This window comes from Clostridium sp. CM042 (assembly GCF_055080995.1).
Map to the genome: position 1 here is coordinate 870,519 of NZ_CM143646.1, position 25,737 is coordinate 896,255.

The window sequence follows — 25,737 nt, forward strand, 5'->3', positions numbered from 1 at the left end:
CACTTTAACGACATTTCAGCTCTGCAGGAGATGATTTAAGCAATTTCATTATTTTTTTGATATATAATAAAGCACTATATTGTAAATTTACAATATAGTGCTTTATTATATATTATTTAAACTTTACATTTAAACAGATAATTTACCTTTATTTTCTGCCTTAATATTTTTCTTTAATCTAACATTGGGTTCAGTTGGCAATTTAAATAATGGTATAAATCTGTCTAGTCCTGTTAAAGTAAGTAGTAATAATGAACCTACTGCTACCATTGCCATAAAGTTATATTTTATTATGTCAAAAGGTACAAATTTGTGAAGTGGATAAACCGCTGAAGCTATACCCACATAAAAAGCTATATATACATGCCATGGGATAAGCTGTGACCCAAATACACCAAGTGCATCCCCGAAAGTAGCATTTCTTAAACGTAATGTATACATATCTTCTTCGCTACCCTCTACGTTATCTTCAAGTAAATTTTTAATTATTGGTCCAACTGTTACTATTTGTGCCATTTCATCTGCTAATGCAGCATTACCTAAAATTGACAACATTCCATTCCAAAACATAAGTTGGCGTACATTTTTTGAAATTTTAGAAACTAATCTTGATAACGGAGCAAATGCATCCATTTTACCCATGATACCTCCAAAGGCACCAACCCACATCATCATGACAATAACCCATGAACCTGCATCTGCGAAACCTATTTTCATTAATCCTAAAAATTGAGGTACAGATTCTACTGTTCCTGCTGTCAATCCAAGGATTAAAGATGTTATTATTCCAAGCCCTAAACATGCAAGTGTTGGAAGTCCTTTAATTGCTACTACAAGTACAACCAATAATGGAATTACCATATAATATGGAACCCCGGTTTTAACTTGATTTAAAAGTTCAACTGCTGAAGGTCTAGCTTTTTCAAGTGATACCCATACATCTTTTGGAATTTTATCTATTGCATCCGCTGCATTACCAATTACTGTTGGAAGTCCAAATCCAACGCTTACAGCATAGAAAATAATTGCAGTTATTCCTAAACATAAAAGTGACCAAACACCTTGATGTCTTATTCTGTCAATAACTTCAACTTTTTGAATACCTGAACTTACGACAGTTGTATCAGAAATAAGCCCTATATTGTCTCCAAAACAAGCTCCACCAGCAATTGCTGCTGTAGTAAGTAATATATTGCCTCCTACTATATGGTTTAGCCATAGAAAAATCGGAGCACAAGCTGCAAAAGTTCCCCATGAACTACCAGTTGCAACTGAAAGCACTGCTGTTACCAAAAATCCTGTTACAGCTACAGTTCTAGCTGTTAATCCAAGTGTTAATGAAAAATTAATTATTGATGCACCCACTCCTGTTGACATAAAAGCCTCTGCCATTGCATAAGCTGCCATCAATATAAAGAAAACCAATTGCATTTCTTTTACGTTATCCACCGCACCATCAACAATGTCATTAAATTTAAATTTACATACTAATGATGCTATTATAGCTGCGTAAATAGTTGCTATTGGTGCTGCAAGTAATGCATCCATTTTAGACATCATGAGTCCTGCCATTAAAAATACTGGTGATAATTTTAATAATGCCTTTAAAAAGTTCCTCATGTATAAGTCCCCCATTCAAATTTTGATTTCGTTTACACACATATGTATTCCTATTGCATGTACACACCTTCTTGTGTACATGCAACATTATATATTAAATATTATAATAATTCAATTATTTTTTACAATTTATTATCTTTCTATAAATCATAACCTATTATGGTATAATTGAGATAGAATTTTCTTAAATTCACTATAAAAAATTAAGAGGTATAAAATGAGCTTTAATAAATCCCCAAAAATCTTTAAATATATGTATGAATTACATCGTAGAAACTTTAAATTGTACTTTAGTCCCATTAGCGCGCCATTATATGAGCCTGTCCTAACAAATTCTATTCATTGGGTAGGTCACGCTACTGTAGTTATTAATTTAAATGGTAAGGTGTTAGTAACTGACCCCGTAACTAGTGTATATCTTGGTCAATTAAAAAGATTAGTTAAACCATCTTTAAACTTAGCCTCCATTAATATTGATTATATACTGCTGTCCCATGGTCATATGGATCATATGAATTACTCTACCCTAATGAGAATAAATAAAAGCGCTATAGTTATAGCTCCTAAAAATTTAAACACTCCTTTAAAAATTATAGGGTTTAAAAATATAATTCTTCTAAACAATAATGAAACATATAATGATAAACACATAAAAATAAGGGCTTTAAAAGCAAATCATGATGGTAGACGTTATCCTTGGGGAGCCGCAGCTGAGAGTAATTCCTATATAATTGAAAGTAGTTCAAAAAAGATTTTTTTTGCTGGTGATACTGCCTATACTGACACATATAAAAATTTAATAGCAGATGTTGCTATCATGCCTGTAGGCTGCTATAAACCTGATGAGTTTCAAGAAATGCATTGTACTCCGCAGCAAAGCTTTAAAATGTTTAAAATGACAAAAGCTAAAGTAATGATTCCAATTCATTATAAAACCTATATTTTAGCTCAGGATGAAGATGAGGTTACCTGTGATACTTTAAAAAGAATAAATGATGGAAGCATAAAAATTATTGATATCGGTCAAACTGTGAAATTATAATGATTTAAATAAAATAAATAACAGGCACTAGAACTTTCAAATAAGTCTAGACCTGTTATTTATATACAAGAAGTTATATTTATGATGATTTAATTAATTAACTATAATTTCTTAATCCGGGAGCAAGATAAATCTTAAAATAAATAACGCTGCAAGCACATAAACTATTGGATGAACTTCTTTCCTTCTTCCTGTACTAACCTTAAGTATAGGATAAAATATTATTCCCGCTGCTATACCATTAGCTATGCTATAGCTAAAAGGCATTATAGCCATAGTAAAAAAGGCTGGAAGTGCTTCTGTAAAATCATCAAAATCTAGTTTTGTAACTGCACCCATCATAAGGACTCCAACCATTATAAGTGCAGGTGCTGTTGCTTCTGGCGGCACTATACCAACTATACCTGCAAAGAATAAAGAGCATAGAAATAAAACCCCTACCACGCAAGATGTTAACCCAGTTCTTCCTCCTTCAGCTATGCCTGCAGTAGATTCAACATAAGTTGCCATAGTAGGTGTACCAATACATGCGCTTATAGTTGTTGCGATAGCATCTGATAACAGCGCTTTTTTCATATTTCTAACCTTTCCATTTTCATCTATCATCTGAGCTTTTTCTGCAGTTCCAACCAAAGTACCAATTGTATCAAATAAATCTACTAAACTAAAAGTTAAAACCACCATAATTATGCTAGTTATTGCCCCTATAACACCTGTTCCTCCAGCTCCTAAAAGACCCTTAAAATCAAAAGCCATAAAAGTTGGAGCAATTGACGGTGGTGTACTTAAAAGCTTTATTCCAGCTAAATTTGTTATACCCATAGGTATTCCAATTATTGTCGTTGCAACTATTCCAATAAGCATAGCTCCTCTTATATTTCTAGCCATTAAAATAGCCGTTATAGTTATACCAATAATTGTAAGAGCGGCATGTGGATTTGTGAATTTACCAAAACTTATAAGGGTTCCTGGGTTCGGAACTACTATGCTTCCAGTTTTAAACCCTATCAATGCAATAAATAATCCTATACCACCGCAAATAGCTATCTTGAGATTTACTGGTAGAGCATCTACTATTTTTTCACGTATAGAAGTAACCGTAATTATTATAAATAAAATTCCAGAAATAAATACAGCGGCTAAAGCCTGATTCCAAGTATAGCCGAGTGTTAAACATACACTATATGTAAAAAAAGCACATAACCCCATGCCCGGTGCAATTGCAAACGGTAAATTTGCATAAGCACCTATTAAAATAGTACCTATTCCAGAGCCTACACATACTGCTGTAAAAATTGCTCCTACCACAGGGTCATTTGTTGCTGTAAATGCTGCAGCACCATCACCCTTTATTCCAGGAAGATTCATACCACTAAACTTTAAAATATTAGGAATTACTAATATAGTATATGCCATAGTAATAAAGGTAGTAACACCCGCTAATATTTCAGTCCTAACGTTTGAATTATTTTCTTTGAGTTTAAAAAATGATTGCAAAAATGATTTCATGCCATTTCCTCCTATGTAAAATATAATATTGGAATTTATAAATCCTTATTAAGCAAAAAAAAATTGCCCATGGATAGGATTAATCCACGGGCATAATTTCAGTAAAATCTTTACTTATAGGATTAATCCATAGTTAGAAGGTTAATGGCCTTCTAGTAGAAACTCTTGAACCTTATTATCAAGATTATACGGATTATTATTATTATTCATTTTTCAAAAGAATAACATTTATTTCTACATAAGTCAACATTTTTTTCGTTTTTTCACTAAAAATCCCAATATTATTTTCCCATAGCAATATACTACTTAATAAATTTATTCAGTTAAAATACATTGCATGAGCTACATTATTAAACAAATAAATCTTCAATTTCATTTTGGCTCATCTGAGAAAGAAATAATTCTGCTCCTGTTTCATCATTAATAACGCTTTCAACAATTTCTTTTTTCTTTTGTTGCAACTCAAATATTTTTTCTTCTATAGTTCCTCTTGCTATTAATTTTATCACCTCTACTGTTTTCTTTTGCCCAATTCTATGAGCTCTATCTGTAGCTTGAGATTCCACAGCTGGGTTCCACCAAGGGTCAAAGTGTATTACCATATCTGCACCTGTAAGGTTTATACCTGTACCCCCTGCTTTTAGAGAAATTAAGAATACCTGTGTGTCTCCTTCATTAAAGGTTTTTACCATTTCTACTCTTTTTTCTGCCTTAGTAGAGCCATCTAAATACATGTACTTTATCTCTTTAGGCTCTAACCGCTTAGAAATGTTTTTAAGCACCCTAGTAAATTGAGAAAATATTAATATTCTATGACCTTCTTCTAAGCTATTTTCTAAAATTTCATCTAGAGCTTCCATTTTGCCGCTACCTCCAGTATAGCCCTCTATAAAAGTAGAAGGGTCGCAACATATCTGTCTTAGCCTTGTTAAAATTGACAATACTTTAAACTTGCTTTTATTAAACCCTTTCGCCTTAATATCTTCTTCTAGTTCTCCCTTTGCATCCTTTAAATAGGCTAAATACACCTTCTTCTGCTGCTCCGTCATTTCTACTGAAATTCTATGTTCTATTTTAGAAGGCAAATCTTTTGCAACCTCTAATTTAGTCCTTCTAAGTATAAATGGTTTTACATGATTATTTAGTTCTTGTAGCGCTTCATGACTTCCATCCTTCACAATTGGCGCTTCATATTTTTTTGAAAAAGCACTGTGATTTAAAAGATACCCTGGCATTATAAAGTCAAAGATTGACCAAAGCTCCGTAAGTGAATTTTCAATAGGCGTCCCTGTAAGTGCGAATTTACTTAGGGCATTTATACCTTTCACAGAATGTGCATTTTGCGAATTAAAATTTTTAATATACTGTGCCTCATCTAAAAAGCAATATCTAAATTTTATTTTTTGGTAGTCTTCAAGGTCACGCCGTATAAGTGCATATGATGTAATAACCACATCTGCATCATAAATGTTTTGCTTTTGCTGCTCCCTCTGACTTTTACTTCCTGTTACTACTATGCAATTTAGTGTTGGTGCAAATTTTTCTATTTCATCCTTCCAGTTGTATACAACCGACGTAGGGCATACTACCAGGGATGGTTGTTTATTTTCATTTTCTTCCACTTCTGATTGAATAAATGCTATGGCCTCAAGTGTTTTGCCGAGTCCCATTTCATCTGCTAGTATTCCTCCAAATCCACAACTTGCTAGCGTTTTTAACCACTTAAACCCTGCCTTTTGATAATCTCTCATTATACTATCTAAGGTTTTAGGAACTATTGCTTTCAATTCTTTAATATCTTTAACATTATTAACTAGTTCCCTAAATTTCTTATTTGTATCTACAAAATCCATTTGTTCTCGTTTTAATTTTTCTTCTATATATATAGCATTATATTTTGAAAGTAAAATCTTATTCTTTGAAATATCACTATCCTTTATATTTAGGTACTCTATCATTTGAGCAACCTTCAGTAAATTATTTGAATCTAACAATACAAAGCTGCCATTTTTAAGCCTATAATACTTTCTTTTTTCTCTTAAAGCTGAGAAAACATTACTAAGTTCAGTATTGTCTACCCCCTCAATGCTAAAGCTGAATTCTAAAAGATTATCCTTATTAAGCTTTATATTTGACTTATATCCAGCGTTTCCATGCACCTTAATCTTCTTAAATTCTTCAGAATAATAAACCTCTGCCACTTGCTGAAGCTTTTCCAGTCCTAAAACTAAAAACTCTAGGAGCTTTGCTTCATCTCGCATCTCAAACCCCTTATTTGTACTAACAAAACCAAATTCAAGAAATTGATTTATGATACCCATTTCCTTCTCTATGTCTCTTATAAGTACTCTTCCCTCTTGTGCTTTGTTTTCTTTACTATCAAAAGGATTTATCTCAACCTCTCCATACTTGAAAGTTATTAACACTTCTACATTTTTAGACTTTTTTTCAAAATGAACAAATGCCTTAAGCTCTTCTATATAAAATTCTTTTTGTAATGATGTGACTATGTCAACTCTATCACTTATCTTGTTTAAAGTTGGAAGTACAAATGACGCTATATCATCTTTTTCTTCCTCATAAAATTCTATACAATTATTATCCTCTTCTTTAAACCTATTATAAAAAGGTAAATATGCGTCCCTTTGAGCAATAGGTGGCTCATATATTTCACCTTTATAGAAAAAGAATTCCCCATCATTGCTTATTGCAATAGGCATATGTTCTTTTTGATGAAGTATAAATTTACTATGTTCTCTATTGATTTCGAATTCTAAGGGCATGGTTTTCTGCTTTATGTGTACATTAATAAACGTTTCTCCTTTTATTACCACAGTTAGATTTCTATTGTATAAGCATTTAAATAACCTTTTAACCATACTATCTGTAAAATAAGCTTTTTTACCAGATAGAAACTTTACCGCATTTCCCCTATATGTATTTGCAGCCCCAGCCACCGCTTCAAGTTCACTTGCCTCTTTGAAAAGTTCTATGATATTTAAATCATCTTCTTTAAATGAATGCAAATAGGGATTGTATGTAAATTTTTTTCCAAACTCCATAGACTCAAAACTTTTATTATAGCAAATAAAAAATTCTTTTATGTTTTTAACTACGTATTGCTTATCCTCTCCAACCTTTAGACTCACAAAAGATTTTCTATTATCACTATTAGAATCATGCTCATATTTTATATCCACATTTAGATATGATTTTGTCCTTTGATCACCATTTATACTTTTAGTTATTTGTTTAATTAAACCATTTGTTTTAGCCATTTTTTTCACTTTAATAATTTCGTCTTTCTCATAAAAATACTTTAATAATGTAGCCACTACATGCTTACACATGCTCGACTCACCATAATAACTATAACAATCATTACATTGACAATGATAACTTATAAAAGAATTAACATTATTAAAACTTATGTCTGCTTTATACTGAGTGAAATTTGTTGACTCCACATTTGAAGTTATCTTAGTTTCCTTGTAATCTTCTCGCTTCTTTATTTCTATATCAATATGCTTAACCTTATTACCTAAATAATACTTTCTTCCACTTTTATAAGAATCTTTATCACTGTATTCTCGTATAATCTCTTCATTAATATCAATCAAAAGTTTCACCCCATCGAGTTTTTTCTATTTTTTATATATTATAAATCCCAGAATGTGTTACCATTATATACTATACTCACGCCCATATTTTTAAAACAAATAAATTCAAAATACATTATTAAAAAAGCACACTCAAAGGATTAAATGAGTGTGCCGAAATATTTTCATTTATATTATTTCAAAATGATAAATTTTCTTAAAATTTTTGAACATTAATAGCTTGAGGGCCTTTAGGTGCATCTACAACATCAAATTGCACTTCTTCACCCTCATGTAAATCCTTTTTTGGCCCTTGTTCTTTTATTGCTAAATGATGAACAAATACATCCGCGCCTTCTTGAGCGGATATAAATCCATATCCTCTTTCAACATCATACCACTTTACTATACCTGTTTTCATATATTTTCCTCCTTGTCCTTCTCTGAAGTACAAAACAATTCAAAGTTTAAATATAGTATTAACTATAAATGTCTAACTAATACTTTTTAATATGACTAACTTCTTTATCTAACAATATAATTATTAATAGTATTTCAAGAAAAAAAATATACAAAAAATAACCCTAGCAAAATAAACTTTATGCTAGAATTATTCATATTCATCATTATAAAATATTTGGCTGAGATGGCAGGATTTGAACCTGCGGATGCCAGAGTCAGAGTCTAGTGCCTTACCGCTTGGCTACATCCCAATAAAAAAAGTGTTAATGGTGACTCCTAGGGGAATTGAACCCCTGATCCCACCGTGAGAGGGTGGTGTCTTAACCGCTTGACCAAGGAGCCTTATTAGTAATTAACACTACGAGATATAGTATACTTCATTATGTAGTATAAGTCAACTATATATATAATAAATTTCTAATTAATTATTTATTTGGATATGACTTAATAAAATATAGGGTATACAGCTTTGCTGCACACCCTATCTAATTTTAAATTATAAGTTTTTTTCGTATTGTTCTACCATTAATTTAACCATTTGTCCACCAACTGAACCACATTGTCTCGAAGTTAAATCTCCATTATAGTCCGTAAAGTTTACTCCTAATTGGTTTGCTGTTTCCATTTTGAATTTGTTTAATCCTGCTTTTGCTTCTGGTACTAAGCTCCTGTATGCCATACTATGTGCCTCCTTTAAGTTGATTTTTTTGTTGTACTAATATAATGTACATATTTAATATATTTTATAACAGCGTTTTGATGGGAACGAAGTAAAAAAGCACCTATAGTCCAAACACTTTTTTTAAAGTGTCCTGTCTATAGGTACCATTATAAATAATTGCTATACTTTTTTTTACTATTTTCTATAAGAATCATTGAGGTTATCATTTGTTTTATATACTTTTCAAAATTTTATTAATATCTTCACTGACTTTTATTCTATTCTCATATACCCATTGTTCATCAAAATTCAACTTAAAAACTTTTGAGAAGGAATAATAAATATTTATTTTTTGGTAGTAAAGCTCTAATTCATAAAGATCTTCTAATAGACGCAGTGGTTTTGAGATAACCTCTCTTTTAGCTATAAACAATTCATCCACATAGTTTAAAAATGCATTCATCATCTTATCATTAGATACATCAAAAGGAATTTTTAGCAGTCTCCACTGAACTTCTTCTTCCAATTTATAACTTTTTAAATTATCTAATACCACCAAATACTCGCTTATATCCATTTTTCTATAAAAAGGTGTTTTTTCTTCTTTTGTACTCCATAACGCTAATTTTTCTCTAAGAGAAAGAGAACTGATTTTTAATATAGCTTCACTTGGACCTATTACTCCTTCTTCTATAATTACATCACGCGCTTCTAAACTTTCTCTTATAAAATCCTGAGTATTGCCATAAGATGCTACATATCCAACCTCATATATCCCTTTTCTACCTGCCCTTCCCGCAATCTGTTTCACTTCTTGAGAAGTTAAATACCTTATCTCATTACCATCGAATTTTTTAATTTCCATAAATATTATTCTTTTTATAGGAAGATTAACTCCCATACCTATTGCATCAGTGGATATTAAAATTGTGCTTTCCTTGTTAATAAACTGATTGTACTGTTTTTTTCTAACTTCTGGCGGTAAATCTCCATAGATTAAACTTACTTTTATACCTAGGTTTGAGTAATGATAAGCTAGTTCTAACACTTTCTTCTTCGAGAATGTAACAAGTGCATCACCTTCCTCAATACTTTTATATACAAAAGATTTATCTTCCATCACAAGAGGAAGATCTCTTTTATACTCTATAATCTCGTACTCCTCATCGCAATCCTCTATTATTTTTACAAGTAGTTCTTTTGCATTCGTTGCGCCACAAATGTGTACCTCTTTACTTTTCAATCCTAAAACAGCTCTTGTCCAAGCATCTCCCCTCTGGTCGTTATCTATCATTTGAATTTCGTCTATAATACCAACTTCATATTCCTCATTTATATTTAATTTTTCTATAGTACAGCATACATGAGCCGCATCTTCAATGATTATCTCTTCTTCTCCAGTTGCAAGATTACATTTTACACCTTCTCTATTTAATCTCTCAAAATTCTCAAGTGCTAATATTCTTAAGGGAGAAAGATAAATTCCTTTTGTTGCCTCTTTGAGCCGCATCATTGCATTATAGGTTTTCCCAGTATTAGTTTCACCTAAATGGAGATAAAATTTTCTCTTAAATTTCCTTGATCCCTCATATTCATTTTTAGGATTAGATGGAAACACGCGATCAAACTCACTAGATATAATCTCAGGAATATGCTCCGTTATTAACACACTTATAATTCCTGATTTTAAATAGCTTTCACCCTTATTCTTTAAGATGTTCTCAAAATTAAAATTTGTATTATTTTTCTTGTTGTAGTCCTCAACAAGCCTTATTGATATATATTTAAGTAATGCTGAATAATTTTCATGAACTCTTTTATAGTCTTTAAAATTTTCTTTTTTAAACTCATTTAATTCCTTTAGTTTCTTTCTTACCGCAGCTTCATGTTCCCATAGTGCATTTGACTTAGTATGCTTTACTATTTCTTGAATCTGAGCAAACTGACTTTTTACTTTTTTAAAATTCCTGTCTAGTGCTCCCTGTTTCATTTTGTATCCTCCAATATTGAGTCGTTATCATAGTATTTTCTCACAACTACGCATTTCTCATACGTTCCTTAGGTACATAAAAATAAAACACCCAACTTAATTACTTTTAAGCTGGGTATTTTACTATAATGTTTGTAAAATGACTTTCTTTATTTCATTGAATTTTACTGATGTGACTATATCTTTTGTCTTATTTTTAGGTAAATCAACAATTATTTCTTTCTTTATAGTTGCTGGTTTATCTGATAATACATATATTCTATCAGATAAGAATATCGCTTCTTCAATATCATGAGTAATAAATATTATGGTAACTTTTAGCTCTTTAATCACGTCTATTAGCCAATAGTGCATCTTTGCCCTAGTAATTGCATCAAGTGCACCAAAAGGTTCATCCAATAGCATAATATCAGATGAAGACATATATGTTCTAAGTAATGCAGCCCTCTGCCTCATTCCTCCTGAAAGCTGAAAAGGATATTTATATTCGAAGCCAGCAAGTCCAAATGTTTTAAAATGACTAAGCGCCTGAGCTCTTGCCTCTTTTTTAGATTTTCCTTTTATAACAAGAGGTAGCGTAGTGTTATCTACAATATTTTTCCAGGTAAGTAGTAAGTCCTTCTGATGCATATAACTTACTTTTTTAAATCTACCACAGCATTCCTCTCCGTCAATTATAATTTTACCCGCATCTTGATGTAAAAGACCTGATATAATATTAAAAATTGTACTTTTACCACTTCCACTTGGGCCCAGTAAACTTATAAATTCATTCTCTCTTGCATAAAAAGAAACATCCTTTATTATATTCATACTTCCAAAAGTTTTTTTAATATTTTCTACTCTTAATTTTTCATTATTAGTTTGGTAAGTACTCATTAGTAAATGCCTCACTCGCCTTCATATCTTTTCCTATAAGCTTTTTATCTAAAAGAAATTTTGTGTAATTATTCCAAACTGATTCTTTCATTATGCCCCATTTTTGAGCTTCAGCTTTATATTGATCCTTTAAATATTTTTGACTTGCGACGGCAAGATCTTCATCTGTCTCCGGTGCATTTTTCAGTAAAACCTTAGCACTTTCCTCAGGTTTTTCCATGCTGTATTCATATCCTTTTGTAACTGCTTTTAAAAATTTCTTTGCCGTTTCGGGATCCGCTTTTAATTTGTTCTCATTAGCTATAATTACTGGAGTATAATAATCTAAATCTTTATTTAATTTTCCAATATCAATATAGTCAATAGGAATATTTTTAAGCTTTGCTTCTATTCCTGTCCATCCATAAAATACCCATTCAATATCAATATTTTTCTTAGTTACAGCAAAGAAATCTTCTGATCCTGCATCCACCATCTTTAGTTTCGAAAAATCTGCATTATCTTTTTCCATAACTGCCTTTAATATTGCATTTTCAGAAGGAGATCCCCATCCGCCATAGGTTTTGCCTTCAAAATCCTTAGGAGATTTAATGTTTTTTTCCTTAGGTGCCGCAAACCCAGAAGTATTATGCTGAATAATAGTGGCTATAGCTTTTATCGGAAGTGGATCTTTAGCAGTTCTAGCATAAGTTACATCTTCTTGATAGCTTACGCCAAAATCTCCTTTGCCCGCTGCAATTAAACTTGCAGTACTCCCCTGCGCTGGCTGAATAATTTGAACGTCAAGTCCTTCTTCTTTAAAATATCCATTATCTTTCGCTACATATAATCCAGTATGATTAGTGTTTGGTATCCAATCTAAAATAACAGTAACCTTTTTTAAAGTTTCTTCCTTCTTTACATCTTCTTTTTTCGCAGCACAACCCACAAATAAAACCGTAGTCATTGAAACTGTTAATAATAATGAAATTACTTTCTTTAGCATAATTTTACCTCCAAATAAAATAATATGTCCTATATAAATTTAGTCATTGTTATCCGCTTTATTTCTAGTCCAAGGAGTAAAAAAATATTGTATTAAGTATAAGAGTCCAAATAGTCCCATGCTTAGCATTACAATAATTATAATTACTGCAAGAACTTTATCAAGTGCATATGAATTTTTAGCTCTAATCATATATACCCCAAGACCCTTATCTCCTCCAAGCCATTCTCCAATAACTGCCCCCATAATACTATAGGTTGCTGCTATTCTAAGGCCCGAAAAAAAATTCACAGTAGAGGCTGGTAGCTTCACCATGGTGAAAATTTGAAACTTACTAGCCCCCATAGTCTTTAAAAGGTTTACCATATCCGCGTCTACTGACTCTAATCCATCAATCAAACTAACAACTATAGGGAAAAAGCACACTAACACTACTACAATAATCTTAGGTAATATTCCAAAACCAAACCATATTATGAAAAGTGGCGCTAGGGCAATAATTGGAACAGTCTGAGATACTACTAAAATTGGATATATGCATTTTTTAATAATTTTTACATTATCCATTAAGATAGCTAAAATTAGTGCAATCAAAATTGATATTGCGAATCCAATCAATGCTTCATATAAAGTCGCATAAATATGCTTAGTAATGCTTGGAACTATATTCACCAAGGTAATAATAATATCTTTTGGTGAAGGCAATATGTATTGTGGAACCTTCCACCTATCTACAGATATCTGCCATATAAAAAGAAATATCAATTGAAAAACTATAGGAATAAGCTTATTTTCTATATTTATATACTTTTTCATTCATAGTCACGCCTTCAGCTTTATAATCGATTTTCACTATAGAAACAACCCTAGATGCTCCATGCTCTACACAAATCTCTTGAGCCTTTTTTACTATATCTAAAAGCTCATCCATTTCGCCTTCCATAGTAGTTTCCATTGGCCCTACCTCATATTTCACTCCGCTAGCCTGAATATACTCTATAACCTTGTCCACTACCGGGTAAATCCTTTCCTCTGCCACCACTGGTATAACTTGAAGACTTACATTTACAACTGACATTTCAATTCCTCCTTAGAATATTATTAAAGTAAAATAAACCCTTTGCTCATATTTAAGCGAAGGGTTCTATAATCGTACAACTTTGCACCATTTATATAGTCATATTTGAAACTAAATTCAAATCATATTTTCCCTCCGCTGGCATTATCCAATTCAGGTTATAAGGGTCGAAACTTAACTGTTTCTTCTCAGACAAAAATATTGACTCCCCTAGTTTTTAATATTAAATTACTTTACACATATATATTACCTAAAATTTCTTATAATGTCAAACCATTAAAAAACGCATCTTTTAATCAGTGCGTTTTTCAATTCGTATTATCCTCAAACTTTTTAATATATTCCTTAAGTTCATCTATCTGTTTTTGCAAATCCTTATTACTATTCTTCGAATTACTATTCTTCGAATTACTATTTCCATTATCTCCAGATTGATTTCCATCCTGCGATTCAAGATTTTGAGTCTGAGCTGCAATTATCAAAATGCTTTGCGCCAAACCGGTTAAAAAATTGCCTAATGCATTTTGTTGGTTAACATTAAACTTAGAAGCAATTATAATCCCTATTATTGTTGCTAATATAGCCAATTCAGAAGGTGTGAATTCTTCTAACTTTTTCATACATTGCCTCTTTTATAAAATCACTATAATATATAGTATTCTTTTCATAGAAAAAAGTGTAACTAAATATTATTTTTTAAATCTATGACGTGAAGATATATTTATTCATATATTACTCATAAAGGAGTGGTATATATGAATATTTACAATAATAGAAAATTTGCAGATATTGTGTTCGAAGGTGGCGGAGTTAAGGGCATCGGTCTTGTAGGCGCCTTAAAAACATTTGAGAATGATGGATATAATTGGAAAAATATTTCAGGAAACTCTGCTGGATCTATTATAGCTGCACTAGTTGCAGTAGGGTACTCTGCTGATGAGATAAAAAAATTAATGCTACAGCTAGACTATACAAAAATTACTGATAAAAGTCATTTTAATATGCCTATATTCTCTGATGCTTACAATCTACTTTTAAAAAAAGGCATTTATAAAGGTGACTATATAAAAAATTGGATTGATGAAGTTTTATCGTATAAACTTAAGCTTGCAAATAGAAAAAAAGTAACCTTTGGAGATTTGATTATTCCAGGGGAAAAAGGTATTCTTCTAAATAATAACAAGTATAAAAGAAAATACAAACTGCATATTATAGCAACGGATATAAGCCGTGGAAAGATGCTAATACTACCAGAAGACATTGCGGAATACGGGATAAATCCTGATGAACTTGAAGTAAGTCTGGCAATAAGAATGAGCATCTCTATTCCCTATTTTTTTCACCCTGTAAACTTATATAATATAAATACTAATAAAAAGTCTCTCATTGTTGATGGCGGTGTTTTAAGCAATTACCCAGTTTGGCTTTTTGATGTGAATGGCGTTCCTCTCTGGCCAACCATCGGTTTTAAACTCGGAGGAAACAAAGAAATACGGGAACATAAAATCACAAATATCTTAAATTTCACTAGCTCAATTATTGAGACCATGCTAGAAGCACAAGATGATATTCATATAAGAGAAATGGATTTCTTGCGTACTGTAAAAATCGATACTCTTGATATTAAAACCACAGATTTTAATATTGGAAATAAAAAAATTATGGAGTTATATAATTCTGGTGAAGTTTGCGCAAAAGAATTTCTTAAAGATTGGGAAGATAATTATAAAAAGCATAGAATCTTTAGAAGTAATTCTTTCAAATAACAATCGTTGATAAAAACACTAATGGAAAACTTGAAATTATGGGAGTACTAATAACTATGTTTAACAGCAGAAAAACCATTGCTAAAAATATCAGAGGAAGTCTTATAGAAGTGTTTGGAGATAAGGTTTTTGATAGTGTTATTAGAGTTGATAGTAAAATAGAGTACAGTCAAGATGCTCAGTCACCAGTAATTTATTTTAATAATAAATGCGATTCTTTCAATGATTACATGAGCTTAAGTAAGGAGATTTTAAATTATGAGCAAAAATAATAACAGTGGAAGCAAAGGGATTTTAAGTGGGCTTAAAAATATTAATTCTAAAGAAGTTAAGAATGAAAATTCTTTAGAACTTAAGAATTTATATTCTTCGGAGGATAATAATGAGGAAGATACTTTATCTGTAAAAAGAAGCTTCGCACAAAAACCATCAACAGTAAGAAAGATTCAAGGATTAAAACCTATGTATGATAATATCAACATAACTTTTAATCAAATAGTAGATGAAGCAATTAACAAATCAATGGAGTTATTTCTTAAAAAACTCCATAAGGGTACAATGTTTATTAAGACGGTTTGTAATACGATAAATCAAATAATGTATTAAGGCACTGGAATGTTTATTTTTATATTCAATCGCAGTCAAAGGATAGTACACATTAGTTTTTCTCTTTAATGATTCACATGAAAACCTGATGTGGCACAAGCTCGTTCGCTGCTCCTAATATAGGTTTAAATAAAATGGAATTAGTAGCCAGTAATCTAGTCTAAATAAACTAACTTACCCAGATTATTAAGTTTTTTTGCTATTTTTCTGTGATATATTTATAATGAAAACGTGGTTTTTTTAATATTAGTATTATTTATAATACATTGAACGTAACAAATCAATATATTATGTTACATTCACTTTGATTTTCATAATTAAGGTTAGTAGGTAATTTAAGAATATTATGAATCTATAGAGAGTGATTTATTATAATTAACAACCATAAAATTTTAGATATTTTTCGATATTTGATTTTATATATTCGACATTGTGATGACCAGGGAATATATTGTTTTGAGATTTTATTCCTTTTTCTTTCAATACTTTATGTAAAATTGAACAGCCTTCATAAAATTCACCTTCATCCTTATCACCAGCATCAAGATAAATATCAATACTAGAAGAAATATTGTTGTTTTTTACAATGTATATTGGATCATATTTCTCCCATGCACCAATGTTTTTATAATATAGTTTAGCATCTTCTTCAAGTTTCAGTTCCAAAGCAGGCATATGTCCGCCTACTTTGGAAAACATATCTTGATGCCGGAATATATTATGAAGAGCTACATAACCACCAGCAGATGCCCCTCCTATGTATCTTCCTTTTCTATTTTTTATAGTGTTGAAAGTTTTATCGGTTAAGGGTATTATCTCTTTTATAAAGTAATCTTCGTACATCCCTAAATTTGTGATTCTATTATTATCTTCAGGATTAGGTACTTCTTTACATATTAAGGATGAATTTACCCCACCCCTCTTAGACGCCAATATATTCATTATTCATTATACTATTAATAATGAATATTCCATATAAAAAGTTGCTCAGCTTTAAACGATCAAAGGGCATTCAATATAATATATAATTATCTTGAATGCCCTTCTGTTACCGGCAAAGTCATATGGAGAAATTTCGGCAAACATCTTTACTAAATTTTTACTTACCGAAATATCTCCATTTGCGATTGTCGGTCACACCTTATCTTTTATTATGTAGTTAAAGAAGATTACGAATTAAGTCAACGATTAATTACTATATACAACCATATATATTTGCAATTAAAGTAACACATAACACACCGATGACATAAGTGAACTTTCTATAGGGGAACCAATTCAATAATAGAATAATAATATTACTGATTGTTAAAATTCTAATCTTTTTAATGCTCATTTTTTTAAACAATATTTTTTCAATGCTCATTTCAATCCCCTTTTAATAAACTCTCAATTTCCAACTATATACATTAGAATGTTTCTTAAGTTCTCTTTTGGTAATTTAGAATTATTAATTTTATTATTTTAAATACACAAAGCAGCAAAATTTCTATTAAACATATTATGATCACTCGTATAAAAAAGCCCAAAATATCGCCATGACTTAAATCAGCGAATATTCCCCAAATAATTGGAAATATAATTATGTTCCAATGTTCCTTCCATAATTTCATGTTTATCCCCCTACCATATATTTATTTAAGTATACCATTATTACCTTAAATTGGATATAAATAAAAATTAAAAATCATTTAATATAATTAGGATAGAAAGAAGTAAATGTCGTGAAATGGAAATCTTCACGACATTTTTCTACGCCTCTATAACTAGCCTATACCCTCATTGTTACATTTATGTATACAAGTATTTACTGTTTTCATGCTATTCGGGGTGTCTAATTGAGAATATACACTGCTTTTATGCATGATTTACAGCTTTATCCACGCTCCAAATTCCTTACGATCACCCTAATTATTTAGTCCCTAGTTTTAGAAAATTATGTACCAATTAAATGTTTTTTTTAGAATTGTTGTCTTTATTTTTATGTGATTTATATCTTGGAATATTAATACAAAACATGCTAATACAACAAAATAATATAATGCCCTGAGTCCAACTAGGCATTCCTTTACTCCTAGCATATACAAAGGATATTGAAGCAATAATAACTGCAACTACAGAAATAATTATTCCTGTTTTTGAACTTTTCGTAGTATTTTTCATTTGAATCCCTCCCTATACATAAAATGTAAATAAGCCTCTTAAATAGTTTAATACAAGTTATAATTTACTTATTTGCTTAATTATAACATATAAAATTTTTCAGGTTTTAAACCATAAAACCCATACAACATAATAAATGTTATATGGTATGGTCGTATATTTACAACCTAGGCTAACACCCTTAATACTTCTTTAGGGTCATTTAGTGATTGGGTATGAAGTTCATATCTCCTTTACTTTATTCTCATCTTAAAACGCTCTATATGGCGTATATTTGCTATTCTATTTTAGAATTTCTTAAGGAGAATTATTTAGTTAAATCATCTCCTGCGGAGCTGTAACATCTTCATAGAAGATGAATTAACGACTTCAGAAGGAGATTTAAACTTCCACTAAAGTTTTATTTTTGCTAGGGTAATTAACTTCAACTTATAGAAGTGGGAGACTTTCCTTCTGAAATGTCGTTAAATTTAACTTGATTGATTAACAATCCATATGAATCAACGGTTTACTTAGTAAACTGAATGTACATAACAATTAGGGTTAGCGCTAATATTTTCGATAAAATTCACGTTAAGGAATTGTTGGATCTAACCCAATATAATTCGTCGCAGTCAAAGGCTAGTCCACATCAGTTTTTCTCCTTCATGCTTCATACGAAAACCTGATGTGGCACAAGCTCTTTCTGGTGTTAGTATAATATTGTAGACACGGAAAGCCGAACACATTAAAATATAAATAAGATAAGGATGTGTTTATAAATAAATCACTAAATGCACTGGGGATAACTATTAGTTTAAAAAGAACACAAAGATTGATGAAAAAATTGGGGATAAGATCTTTAATAGTAAAAAAATATAGACCAACTTCATCTAAAGATAAAATAATAGGTCATGCTATGTCTAAATTCATTGATACTACATTAGCCCTACAGGCTGTTAAAAATGGTATACAGCTACAAAAACCAACTAAGCATCTAATACTTCATAGCGATTTGGGATGCCAATATACAAGCTCCGCTTTTAAAGAATATATAGAGAGCACTAAAATTATTAAACACTCATTTAGTGCCAAAGTTTGCCCATATGATAATGCTTGCATTGAATCATTTCATGCCTCATTGAAAAAAGAAGAAGTTTACCATGTTAAATATTTTGATTATGACGCTGCAAGATTAGGAATATTTGAATATATAGAAGCTTGGTACAATATAAAAAGGATACATAGTAGTATTGGATATATTACTCCTCAACAGTGTGAAGATTGGGCTAAAAAGGCTTCATAAAAAGTTCGACTTTTTATGTCTAAGATATTGACATAGATCCAATAAAATACCTAAAGAAAATGTCGGAACAGATGACTATAGCAACCTAATATTGCTGAACCATCACGTACATAAACTTGTTCATGTAGTTGTAGAAGACACAATTAATAAGTATATGGTAAATCTCACTCTTGATGAAAAGGCTCTTAATAAGATTAATTCACTTAGACATAAAGTCGGAAATTCTAAAATTCTTGATGGAACGCCGTATGAAGTGAAAGTTTCACGTACGGTGTGGACTGGGGAAAAGGTAGCGATAATTTCAAAGCCTTACCTATCAGTATCTTACTCACTGCATATTAATATTGTTTAAACAAAGTATAATTAGCAGTCAGTAAACTAGTCCAAAGCAAAAAAATATAATCCCCTATCCCAAGGGGTAACAAGTCCTGCGGTGATTCCGCAGGACTTGTTTTTTTCTTCAGCATATCATTAGTGTATAGGTTTCATTAACCAGCTAACGGTTTTCTCATAAAATAGCTAATCGTAAGTTTTTGACCAATGCTTAAATTTTTAATTCACTGTTTTAATAAAAACACGAGCTTTGTTATATAGAACACTATCGCATTTATTTTATTGAACAATACTAGGAATCTAAAAGTGCGCTAAGCTTAATAATAATAATTATCGTTTTTAAGCTTAGTTGTTTTTTTCTTTGTTCATAAATTTAGTCACAGTTCAAATTATGTGATATTATAATTATGAAGAAAAAAACGAGGTGAGTTCAATGAAAAAAGTATTATTAACCGGCTCTAATGGTTTCTTAGCATCAAGATATTATACATATTATAAAGATAAATACGATATAATTCCATTAGGACATACAGACTTAGATATAACAGACGAGAGGAAATCCTTAGAAATTATCCAGAAATTCAAACCTGATTACGTGATACATACTGCTGCCATCGCTGATACAGGTTTGTGTGAAAGAAATCCAGAACTTTCTTATGAAATAAATGTAAAAGGTTCAATTAACATTGCTAAAGCCTGTAGTTTAACAAAATCTAAATTAATATATTTAAGTTCCGAACAAATTTTTAATGGTAATTTTGAATCTGGACCATATAATGAAAATCACACTCCAACTCCAAATACCATTTATGGGAAACATAAACTTGAAGCTGAAAATGAATTAAAAGGAATTATTGATGAACTATGGATTTTAAGACTTACTTGGCTATTTGGATTCCCAGAAAAAAATTGCAGGGTAAATTCTAATATACTATGGAATGTTGTATCTGCTATTTTAAAGGATAAAAAAATGAAATTACCCTCAAATGAATTTAGAGGAATGACCTATGTTTATGATATAATAGCAAATTTTGATAAGATTTTTACTCTTCCATACGGAACTTATCACACTGGAAGCGAAAATAACTTAAGCACTTATGATATAGCTTTTCTCATATTAAAAGAAATTGGCTTAAATCATAAAGCAGGTAATTATTTAGAAAAAGATACCGAAAAATACAAAGAACATCCAAGGGACTTGCGAATAAGTAATAGTAAATTGAAGAATTATGATATTGTTATGCCTAAAACTGAAGATGGCATTAAAAAGTGCCTTAAAGATTTCAACTATTAATTATCTACTTTAGTAGCTTTATCTACTTTAGTAGCTTTATCTACTAAAGTAGATGACTCCACTAAAAAACACGTAACAGGTGGGATTCACCTGTTACGTGCCTTATATTTAAAAGGGGTATTTTATCACCTCTAAGGTGGTCCTTACATTTCTTTTTTTATACCTCGGCTTAATGTCTTTTCATAATCTATAAATTCATATACATCATTTTGGAATAAATCACTAAAACTTTTAAGTTCTTCTAAACTTAAATCTTCTATAGCCTTATGTTTTTTTTCACAATTTATAACTATAGCACCTATAACTCCATGGGCATCTCTAAAGGCTGCTCCTTTGCTTACAAGATAATCTGCAGCTTCCGTAGCATTTAGAAAACCTCTTTTAACTGCGTTATACATATTGTCTTTTTTAATTTTTAAAGTACTCAGCATTTCATTCATAACCTTTAGGCATTTTAAAACTGTGTCAACTGCATCAAAGAAAGGTTCTTTATCTTCCTGCATATCTTTATTATAGGCAAGTGGTATCCCTTTCATAGTGGTAAGGAGACTCATTAAATCTCCATATACTCTTCCAGTTTTCCCTCTTATTAGTTCTGCTGCATCTGGATTTCTTTTCTGTGGCATTATACTACTACCTGTGGAGAATTCATCGCTAATTTCAATAAAATTAAATTCTTTAGTACTCCATAAAATCAACTCTTCACTTAATCTACTAAGATGCATCATTATTATAGAAAAATGGGATAAAAGTTCTAATAAATAATCTCTATCACTTACTCCATCCATAAAATTATCTGCAGGTTTTTTAAACCCTAGCTCGCTTGTTGTAAAATTCCTATCTGTATCATAGGTTGTTCCTGCTAGCGCACAGCATCCAAGAGGATTTTCATCCATAATCTCTGTAGCACTTATAATTCTTTTCTTATCTCTACTTAGCATATTAAAGTACGCCATAATGTGCTGTTTAAAGGTTACCACCTGAGCTCTTTGCATATGTGTATAACCTGGCATTATAACCGCATTATCATTTCCAACTTTTTCAATAGTGTTTAAAATAAGGTCTAAATTATCAATAACTTCTAATGCTTTATATTTTGAATATAACCTCATATCCACTGCAACTTGATCATTTCGACTTCTAGCTGTATGGATCTTTTTACCTACATCCCCTACAAGTTTTGTAAGCTGTATTTCCATAAAACTGTGAATATCCTCATAATCACCTTCAATTTTTAGTTTTCCTTCTTGAATATCTGAAAGAATAGAATTCAGACCATTAACTATAGTCACGCTTTCCTCATTTGTTAAAATACTACATTTAGCAAGCATTTTAACATGAGCTATGCTGCCCATAATATCTTCATAATATAATCTTTTATCAAAGCTTAGAGAACTATTAAAGTCCTCCATAAGCTTGCTTTCTTTTTCCTTAAATCTTCCACCCCAAAGTTTCATATATTTCACCCACTCTTCCTTCGTAAATTTTGTAATTTTTCTTAGATACTATTTAAATTTTTATATGCTTTAATTTTGCTTGGTAATGAAAATAAGTTTATAAATCCCTCTGCATCCTTATGATCATATAAATCACTTGCTCCAAAGGAAGATATACCCGCGTCGTAAAGAGCATTAGGTGATTCTTTACCCGCTGACATGATATTTCCCTTATAAAGTTTTAGTTTAACAGTCCCTGTCACCGTTTCTTGAGTCTTATCTACAAATGCATCAAGGGCCTCCCTCATAGTACTAAACCAAAGACCATTATATACTAATTCCCCATATTTTTGTGATACTAAGTATTTAAAGTGGAGTGTATCCTTGTCTAAAGTTATTTCCTCTAGTTCTTTGTGTGCCGCATAAAGTACAGTACCACCAGGAGTTTCATATATGCCTCTTGATTTCATTCCCACAAGTCTATTCTCGACTATATCTATAACTCCTATTCCATTTTCTCCACCAATTTTATTTAATGTTGAAACAACATCTATTGGCTCGAGTTCAATGCCGTTAATTTTGGTCGCAATTCCCTTTTCAAAATATATCTCTACATAAGTAGGTTCATCTTTAGCTTTTTCTGGAGGTGTAACCATAAGATACATATCTCTTTTATGCTCATTATTTAATTCTTCAATATCTCCACCTTCATGACTTGCATGCCATAAGTTCTGATCTACTGAATAGATTTTTTCCTTGGTAACTGATATTTCTATGCCTCTAGCATTAGCATAATCTATAGCATCTTCTCTTGATTTTATATCCCAGATTCTCCAAGGAGCAATAACCTTTATAGAAGGATCAATAGCTGCTATCCCAACTTCAAATCTAACTTGATCATTTCCCTTTCCGGTACATCCGTGACATATATATTTTGCCCCTTCTTTATGAGCGATTTCAACAAGTTTTTTAGCTATTAATGGTCTTGCAAATGCTGTGCCCAACAAATATGTTCCTTCGTATGCAGCATTCGCTTTAACTCCTTTAAACACGTATTCTTTTATGAATTCATCTGTTACGTTCTCAATATATATTTTTTGCGCTCCTGAACTTAAAGCCTTTTTCTCAATTGCCTTCATATCATCTTCTTGCCCAACATTAATGCAAGCTGCTACAACGTCCATATCATAGTTTTCCTTAAGCCAAGCTATTATTATAGAAGTATCTAATCCTCCTGAATACGCTAAAACCACTTTTTCTTTCATTTTAATATCCCCTTTCGATTTTGTTTCTTTTATGTTTTAATATATTTTTTATTAAATAGGTTATGCCTAAAGTATTTTATTTAAAAATTCCTTAGTCCGTTGCTCTTTAGGATTATTAAAAAATTCTTTTGGCGTTCCCTCTTCTACTATTTTTCCTCCATCCATGAAAATTACTCTATCTGCCACTTCCTGGGCAAACCCCATAGCCATCAAGCTAAGAAAATCCTATAAAAATAAAGCCCCCCATTTGTAAAAATGTTATTATTTGAAAGATAATAAAAACACATCAATGGGGGTAAATTACAAATGATAAAAGAAAACTTAAAATTGGATAAAGATATAAAGCTTTTTGCAGATGAACTTAAAAGATGCTTTTCAAAAGAGGAGCTTGAAGAAATAGCGAGAGAAACGGGGTTTGTGAAAAGAAAAGGTAAAATTGAAGCATGGGAATTCGTTTGCTTATGCTGTTTTATGGATGCAGAGGTTGCAAATAACACACTTGTTACCTTATGTACAAAACTTAGTGCAAAAATAGGAATAGTTATTTCTAATCAAGCATTAGATCAACGTTTAAATGAAAGATGTGTAGAATTTTTAAAGAAGATTTTTGAGAACCTATTGCGCCAAACAATAACAAATAATACTTGTATACCAAGTGTATGGGATGAACATTTCAAACGAATAAGAATACTTGATTCTACTGCTTTTCAAGTGCCAGAAAGCTATAAAGATATTTATCCTGGATCTGGTGGCTGTTCTCAAGCTTCTGGTGTAAAAATACAACTAGAATATGAATTGAAATCTGGAAATCTGCTTAATATACAAGTAGGAGCGGGATCAGGAAGTGACAATACTTTTGGGAGCAAAATAAGAGATACTGTCAAAGCTGGCGATCTTATTTTAAGAGATCTTGGGTATTTCAACTTTGAAGATTTTTTGGATATAGAAGATAGAGAAGCTTTTTTCATATCAAGACTCAAACCTAATATAGCAGTATATATAGAAAATAAGGATATAGAGTACTATAAGAATGGCTCTCCTAAAAAATCAAGCCTTTTTAAAAGAATCTATATTTCTGACATAATGAAACAGATGGGCGAGGGAGACCGTTATGAAATTAAGGATGTTTATGTAGGTAAGGAAAAGAGCCTAAATACAAGGCTTATTTTGTATAAACTAACAAATGAGCAATTGAAAAAAAGAACAGAAAAATCTGTGAAGACTGCTAAAAAGAAGGGTATAGAAAAAAGTGATAATACTATTGAATTATTAGGGATATCTATTTATATAACGAATATTACAGAAGAAGTTTTAAGTGCAAAGCAGGTTCATGAGTTTTACAGTTTAAGGTGGCAGATCGAAATAATATTTAAAACTTGGAAATCCATATTTAGTATACAAGTTGTAAAGTTAGTTAAAATAGAACGGTTTCAATGTCAGCTTTATGGAAAACTTATTTTGCTACTCATAAGCTCTGCTGTAATGTTTAAAATGAGGACTTTATCTTTAGAAAATAACGGGCTTGAAGCTAGTGAAATTAAAACTTGTGAAATAGTTCATGAATATATTGATAGTCTATACTTTGAGCTTATCAAATTCCCTAATAAAATTTTCAACACCTTAAAATTCATATTTGAAAATGTAGTTAGGAATGGTATGAAATCTCATAAAAAAGATAAGAAAACCGTTTTTGATATCCTTGGAATTTGTTATAAACGAACATCAGCGCAGGCTAAAGTTGCAGCATAAACCAACTTAAAAAAA

22 protein-coding genes, 2 tRNA genes, 2 pseudogenes and 2 riboswitches are annotated in these 25,737 nt (G+C 31.0%); of the genes and pseudogenes, 8 read left to right on the plus strand and 18 right to left on the minus strand.

Translation table 11 applies throughout. The annotated features are described in order from the left end of the window. Window positions 1–129: 129 nt before the first annotated feature. On the minus strand, window positions 130–1,620 hold the full coding sequence (locus ACWJJ7_RS04130; RefSeq protein WP_462964074.1) for a Na+/H+ antiporter NhaC family protein: 1,491 nt from the start codon (window positions 1,618–1,620) through the stop codon (window positions 130–132). 217 nt (window positions 1,621–1,837) lie between these two features. On the opposite strand from ACWJJ7_RS04130, the gene ACWJJ7_RS04135 reads away from it, so the two are divergent. After that, a complete protein-coding gene (locus tag ACWJJ7_RS04135; protein WP_462964075.1) occupies window positions 1,838–2,662 on the plus strand; it encodes an MBL fold metallo-hydrolase in 825 nt (274 codons plus the stop codon). A gap of 111 nt (window positions 2,663–2,773) precedes the next feature. Here the strand turns inward: ACWJJ7_RS04135 and ACWJJ7_RS04140 are convergent, their stop codons facing one another. The 12 genes from ACWJJ7_RS04140 to ACWJJ7_RS04195 all read right to left on the minus strand — a co-directional run bounded on the left by ACWJJ7_RS04140 (window position 2,774) and on the right by ACWJJ7_RS04195 (window position 14,445). Beyond that, entirely contained in the window at window positions 2,774–4,171 is a 1,398-nt protein-coding gene (locus ACWJJ7_RS04140; RefSeq protein ID WP_462964076.1) for an NCS2 family permease, read from the minus strand. 110 nt (window positions 4,172–4,281) lie between these two features. Continuing rightward, window positions 4,282–4,383: riboswitch (purine riboswitch) on the minus strand. Window positions 4,384–4,521: 138 nt separating this feature from the next. Continuing rightward, the gene (locus ACWJJ7_RS04145; protein ID WP_462964937.1) at window positions 4,522–7,788 is read right to left on the minus strand and encodes an SNF2 helicase associated domain-containing protein; all 3,267 of its coding nucleotides are present in this window, start codon (window positions 7,786–7,788) and stop codon (window positions 4,522–4,524) included. A gap of 199 nt (window positions 7,789–7,987) precedes the next feature. Continuing rightward, entirely contained in the window at window positions 7,988–8,191 is a 204-nt protein-coding gene (locus tag ACWJJ7_RS04150; RefSeq protein WP_462964077.1) for a cold-shock protein, read from the minus strand. A 217-nt stretch (window positions 8,192–8,408) separates the two neighbouring features. After that, a tRNA-Gln gene (locus ACWJJ7_RS04155) sits at window positions 8,409–8,483 on the minus strand. Window positions 8,484–8,499: 16 nt separating this feature from the next. Then, a tRNA-Glu gene (locus tag ACWJJ7_RS04160) sits at window positions 8,500–8,574 on the minus strand. A 154-nt stretch (window positions 8,575–8,728) separates the two neighbouring features. Continuing rightward, window positions 8,729–8,911 (minus strand): alpha/beta-type small acid-soluble spore protein, encoded by a 183-nt coding sequence (locus tag ACWJJ7_RS04165; protein WP_165413598.1) that lies wholly within the window; start codon window positions 8,909–8,911, stop codon window positions 8,729–8,731. A gap of 214 nt (window positions 8,912–9,125) precedes the next feature. Then, entirely contained in the window at window positions 9,126–10,883 is a 1,758-nt protein-coding gene (locus ACWJJ7_RS04170) for a helicase-related protein (RefSeq protein WP_462964078.1), read from the minus strand. A 123-nt stretch (window positions 10,884–11,006) separates the two neighbouring features. Further along, complete coding sequence (locus ACWJJ7_RS04175) at window positions 11,007–11,762, minus strand: ABC transporter ATP-binding protein (RefSeq protein WP_462964079.1); 756 nt, start codon at window positions 11,760–11,762, stop codon at window positions 11,007–11,009. Next, window positions 11,743–12,747, minus strand: a complete 1,005-nt coding sequence (locus tag ACWJJ7_RS04180; RefSeq protein ID WP_462964080.1) for an ABC transporter substrate-binding protein — start codon at window positions 12,745–12,747, stop codon at window positions 11,743–11,745. Before ACWJJ7_RS04180 ends, ACWJJ7_RS04175 begins: the two co-directional genes overlap by 20 nt. Before the next feature lie 39 nt (window positions 12,748–12,786). Then, a complete protein-coding gene (locus ACWJJ7_RS04185; RefSeq protein ID WP_462964081.1) occupies window positions 12,787–13,563 on the minus strand; it encodes an ABC transporter permease in 777 nt (258 codons plus the stop codon). Continuing rightward, window positions 13,535–13,825, minus strand: coding sequence for an MTH1187 family thiamine-binding protein (locus ACWJJ7_RS04190; RefSeq protein WP_165413594.1), 291 nt, complete (start codon window positions 13,823–13,825; stop codon window positions 13,535–13,537). The genes ACWJJ7_RS04185 and ACWJJ7_RS04190 overlap by 29 nt, the downstream gene beginning before the upstream one ends. A gap of 112 nt (window positions 13,826–13,937) precedes the next feature. Further along, a riboswitch (TPP riboswitch) is annotated at window positions 13,938–14,047 on the minus strand. A gap of 86 nt (window positions 14,048–14,133) precedes the next feature. Next, the gene (locus ACWJJ7_RS04195; protein WP_165413590.1) at window positions 14,134–14,445 is read right to left on the minus strand and encodes a hypothetical protein; all 312 of its coding nucleotides are present in this window, start codon (window positions 14,443–14,445) and stop codon (window positions 14,134–14,136) included. Window positions 14,446–14,580: 135 nt separating this feature from the next. Here ACWJJ7_RS04195 and ACWJJ7_RS04200 point away from each other — a divergent pair, with 135 nt between their 5' ends. The 3 genes from ACWJJ7_RS04200 to ACWJJ7_RS04210 are packed head-to-tail and all read left to right on the plus strand — an operon-like array spanning window position 14,581 to window position 16,197. After that, window positions 14,581–15,591 carry a patatin-like phospholipase family protein gene (locus ACWJJ7_RS04200; protein WP_165413593.1) on the plus strand — a complete coding sequence of 337 codons (1,011 nt, stop codon included), beginning with the start codon at window positions 14,581–14,583 and terminating at the stop codon, window positions 15,589–15,591. 56 nt (window positions 15,592–15,647) lie between these two features. Beyond that, window positions 15,648–15,863: a ParA family protein gene (locus ACWJJ7_RS04205; protein WP_165413592.1), complete on the plus strand. Its 216-nt coding sequence runs from the start codon at window positions 15,648–15,650 to the stop codon at window positions 15,861–15,863. Continuing rightward, window positions 15,850–16,197: a hypothetical protein gene (locus tag ACWJJ7_RS04210; protein ID WP_462964082.1), complete on the plus strand. Its 348-nt coding sequence runs from the start codon at window positions 15,850–15,852 to the stop codon at window positions 16,195–16,197. Before ACWJJ7_RS04205 ends, ACWJJ7_RS04210 begins: the two co-directional genes overlap by 14 nt. A gap of 375 nt (window positions 16,198–16,572) precedes the next feature. On the opposite strand, the pseudogene ACWJJ7_RS04215 reads toward ACWJJ7_RS04210, so the two are convergent. Further along, window positions 16,573–17,112, minus strand: a pseudogene (locus ACWJJ7_RS04215) (alpha/beta hydrolase); the annotation flags it as partial. A 1,032-nt stretch (window positions 17,113–18,144) separates the two neighbouring features. Continuing rightward, window positions 18,145–18,360, minus strand: a complete 216-nt coding sequence (locus ACWJJ7_RS04220) for a hypothetical protein (protein WP_462964083.1) — start codon at window positions 18,358–18,360, stop codon at window positions 18,145–18,147. An 817-nt stretch (window positions 18,361–19,177) separates the two neighbouring features. Here ACWJJ7_RS04220 and ACWJJ7_RS04225 point away from each other — a divergent pair. The 3 genes from ACWJJ7_RS04225 to ACWJJ7_RS04235 all read left to right on the plus strand — a co-directional run bounded on the left by ACWJJ7_RS04225 (window position 19,178) and on the right by ACWJJ7_RS04235 (window position 21,272). Beyond that, on the plus strand, window positions 19,178–19,645 hold the full coding sequence (locus ACWJJ7_RS04225; protein WP_462964938.1) for a transposase: 468 nt from the start codon (window positions 19,178–19,180) through the stop codon (window positions 19,643–19,645). Window positions 19,646–19,736: 91 nt separating this feature from the next. Next, entirely contained in the window at window positions 19,737–19,997 is a 261-nt protein-coding gene (locus ACWJJ7_RS04230) for a hypothetical protein (protein WP_462964084.1), read from the plus strand. 414 nt (window positions 19,998–20,411) lie between these two features. Continuing rightward, entirely contained in the window at window positions 20,412–21,272 is an 861-nt protein-coding gene (locus tag ACWJJ7_RS04235; protein ID WP_462964085.1) for an SDR family oxidoreductase, read from the plus strand. 143 nt (window positions 21,273–21,415) lie between these two features. On the opposite strand, the gene argH is transcribed toward ACWJJ7_RS04235, so the two are convergent. The 3 genes and pseudogenes from argH to ACWJJ7_RS04250 all read right to left on the minus strand — a co-directional run. Then, on the minus strand, window positions 21,416–22,729 hold the full coding sequence (argH, locus tag ACWJJ7_RS04240) for an argininosuccinate lyase (RefSeq protein ID WP_462964086.1): 1,314 nt from the start codon (window positions 22,727–22,729) through the stop codon (window positions 21,416–21,418). A 41-nt stretch (window positions 22,730–22,770) separates the two neighbouring features. Then, window positions 22,771–23,973 (minus strand): argininosuccinate synthase, encoded by a 1,203-nt coding sequence (locus ACWJJ7_RS04245; RefSeq protein ID WP_462964087.1) that lies wholly within the window; start codon window positions 23,971–23,973, stop codon window positions 22,771–22,773. Between the two features lie 66 nt (window positions 23,974–24,039). After that, window positions 24,040–24,177: pseudogene (locus tag ACWJJ7_RS04250) on the minus strand (polar amino acid ABC transporter ATP-binding protein); the annotation flags it as partial. 102 nt (window positions 24,178–24,279) lie between these two features. Here ACWJJ7_RS04250 and ACWJJ7_RS04255 point away from each other — a divergent pair. Further along, a complete protein-coding gene (locus tag ACWJJ7_RS04255; RefSeq protein WP_462962964.1) occupies window positions 24,280–25,722 on the plus strand; it encodes an IS4 family transposase in 1,443 nt (480 codons plus the stop codon). Window positions 25,723–25,737: the final 15 nt, after the last annotated feature.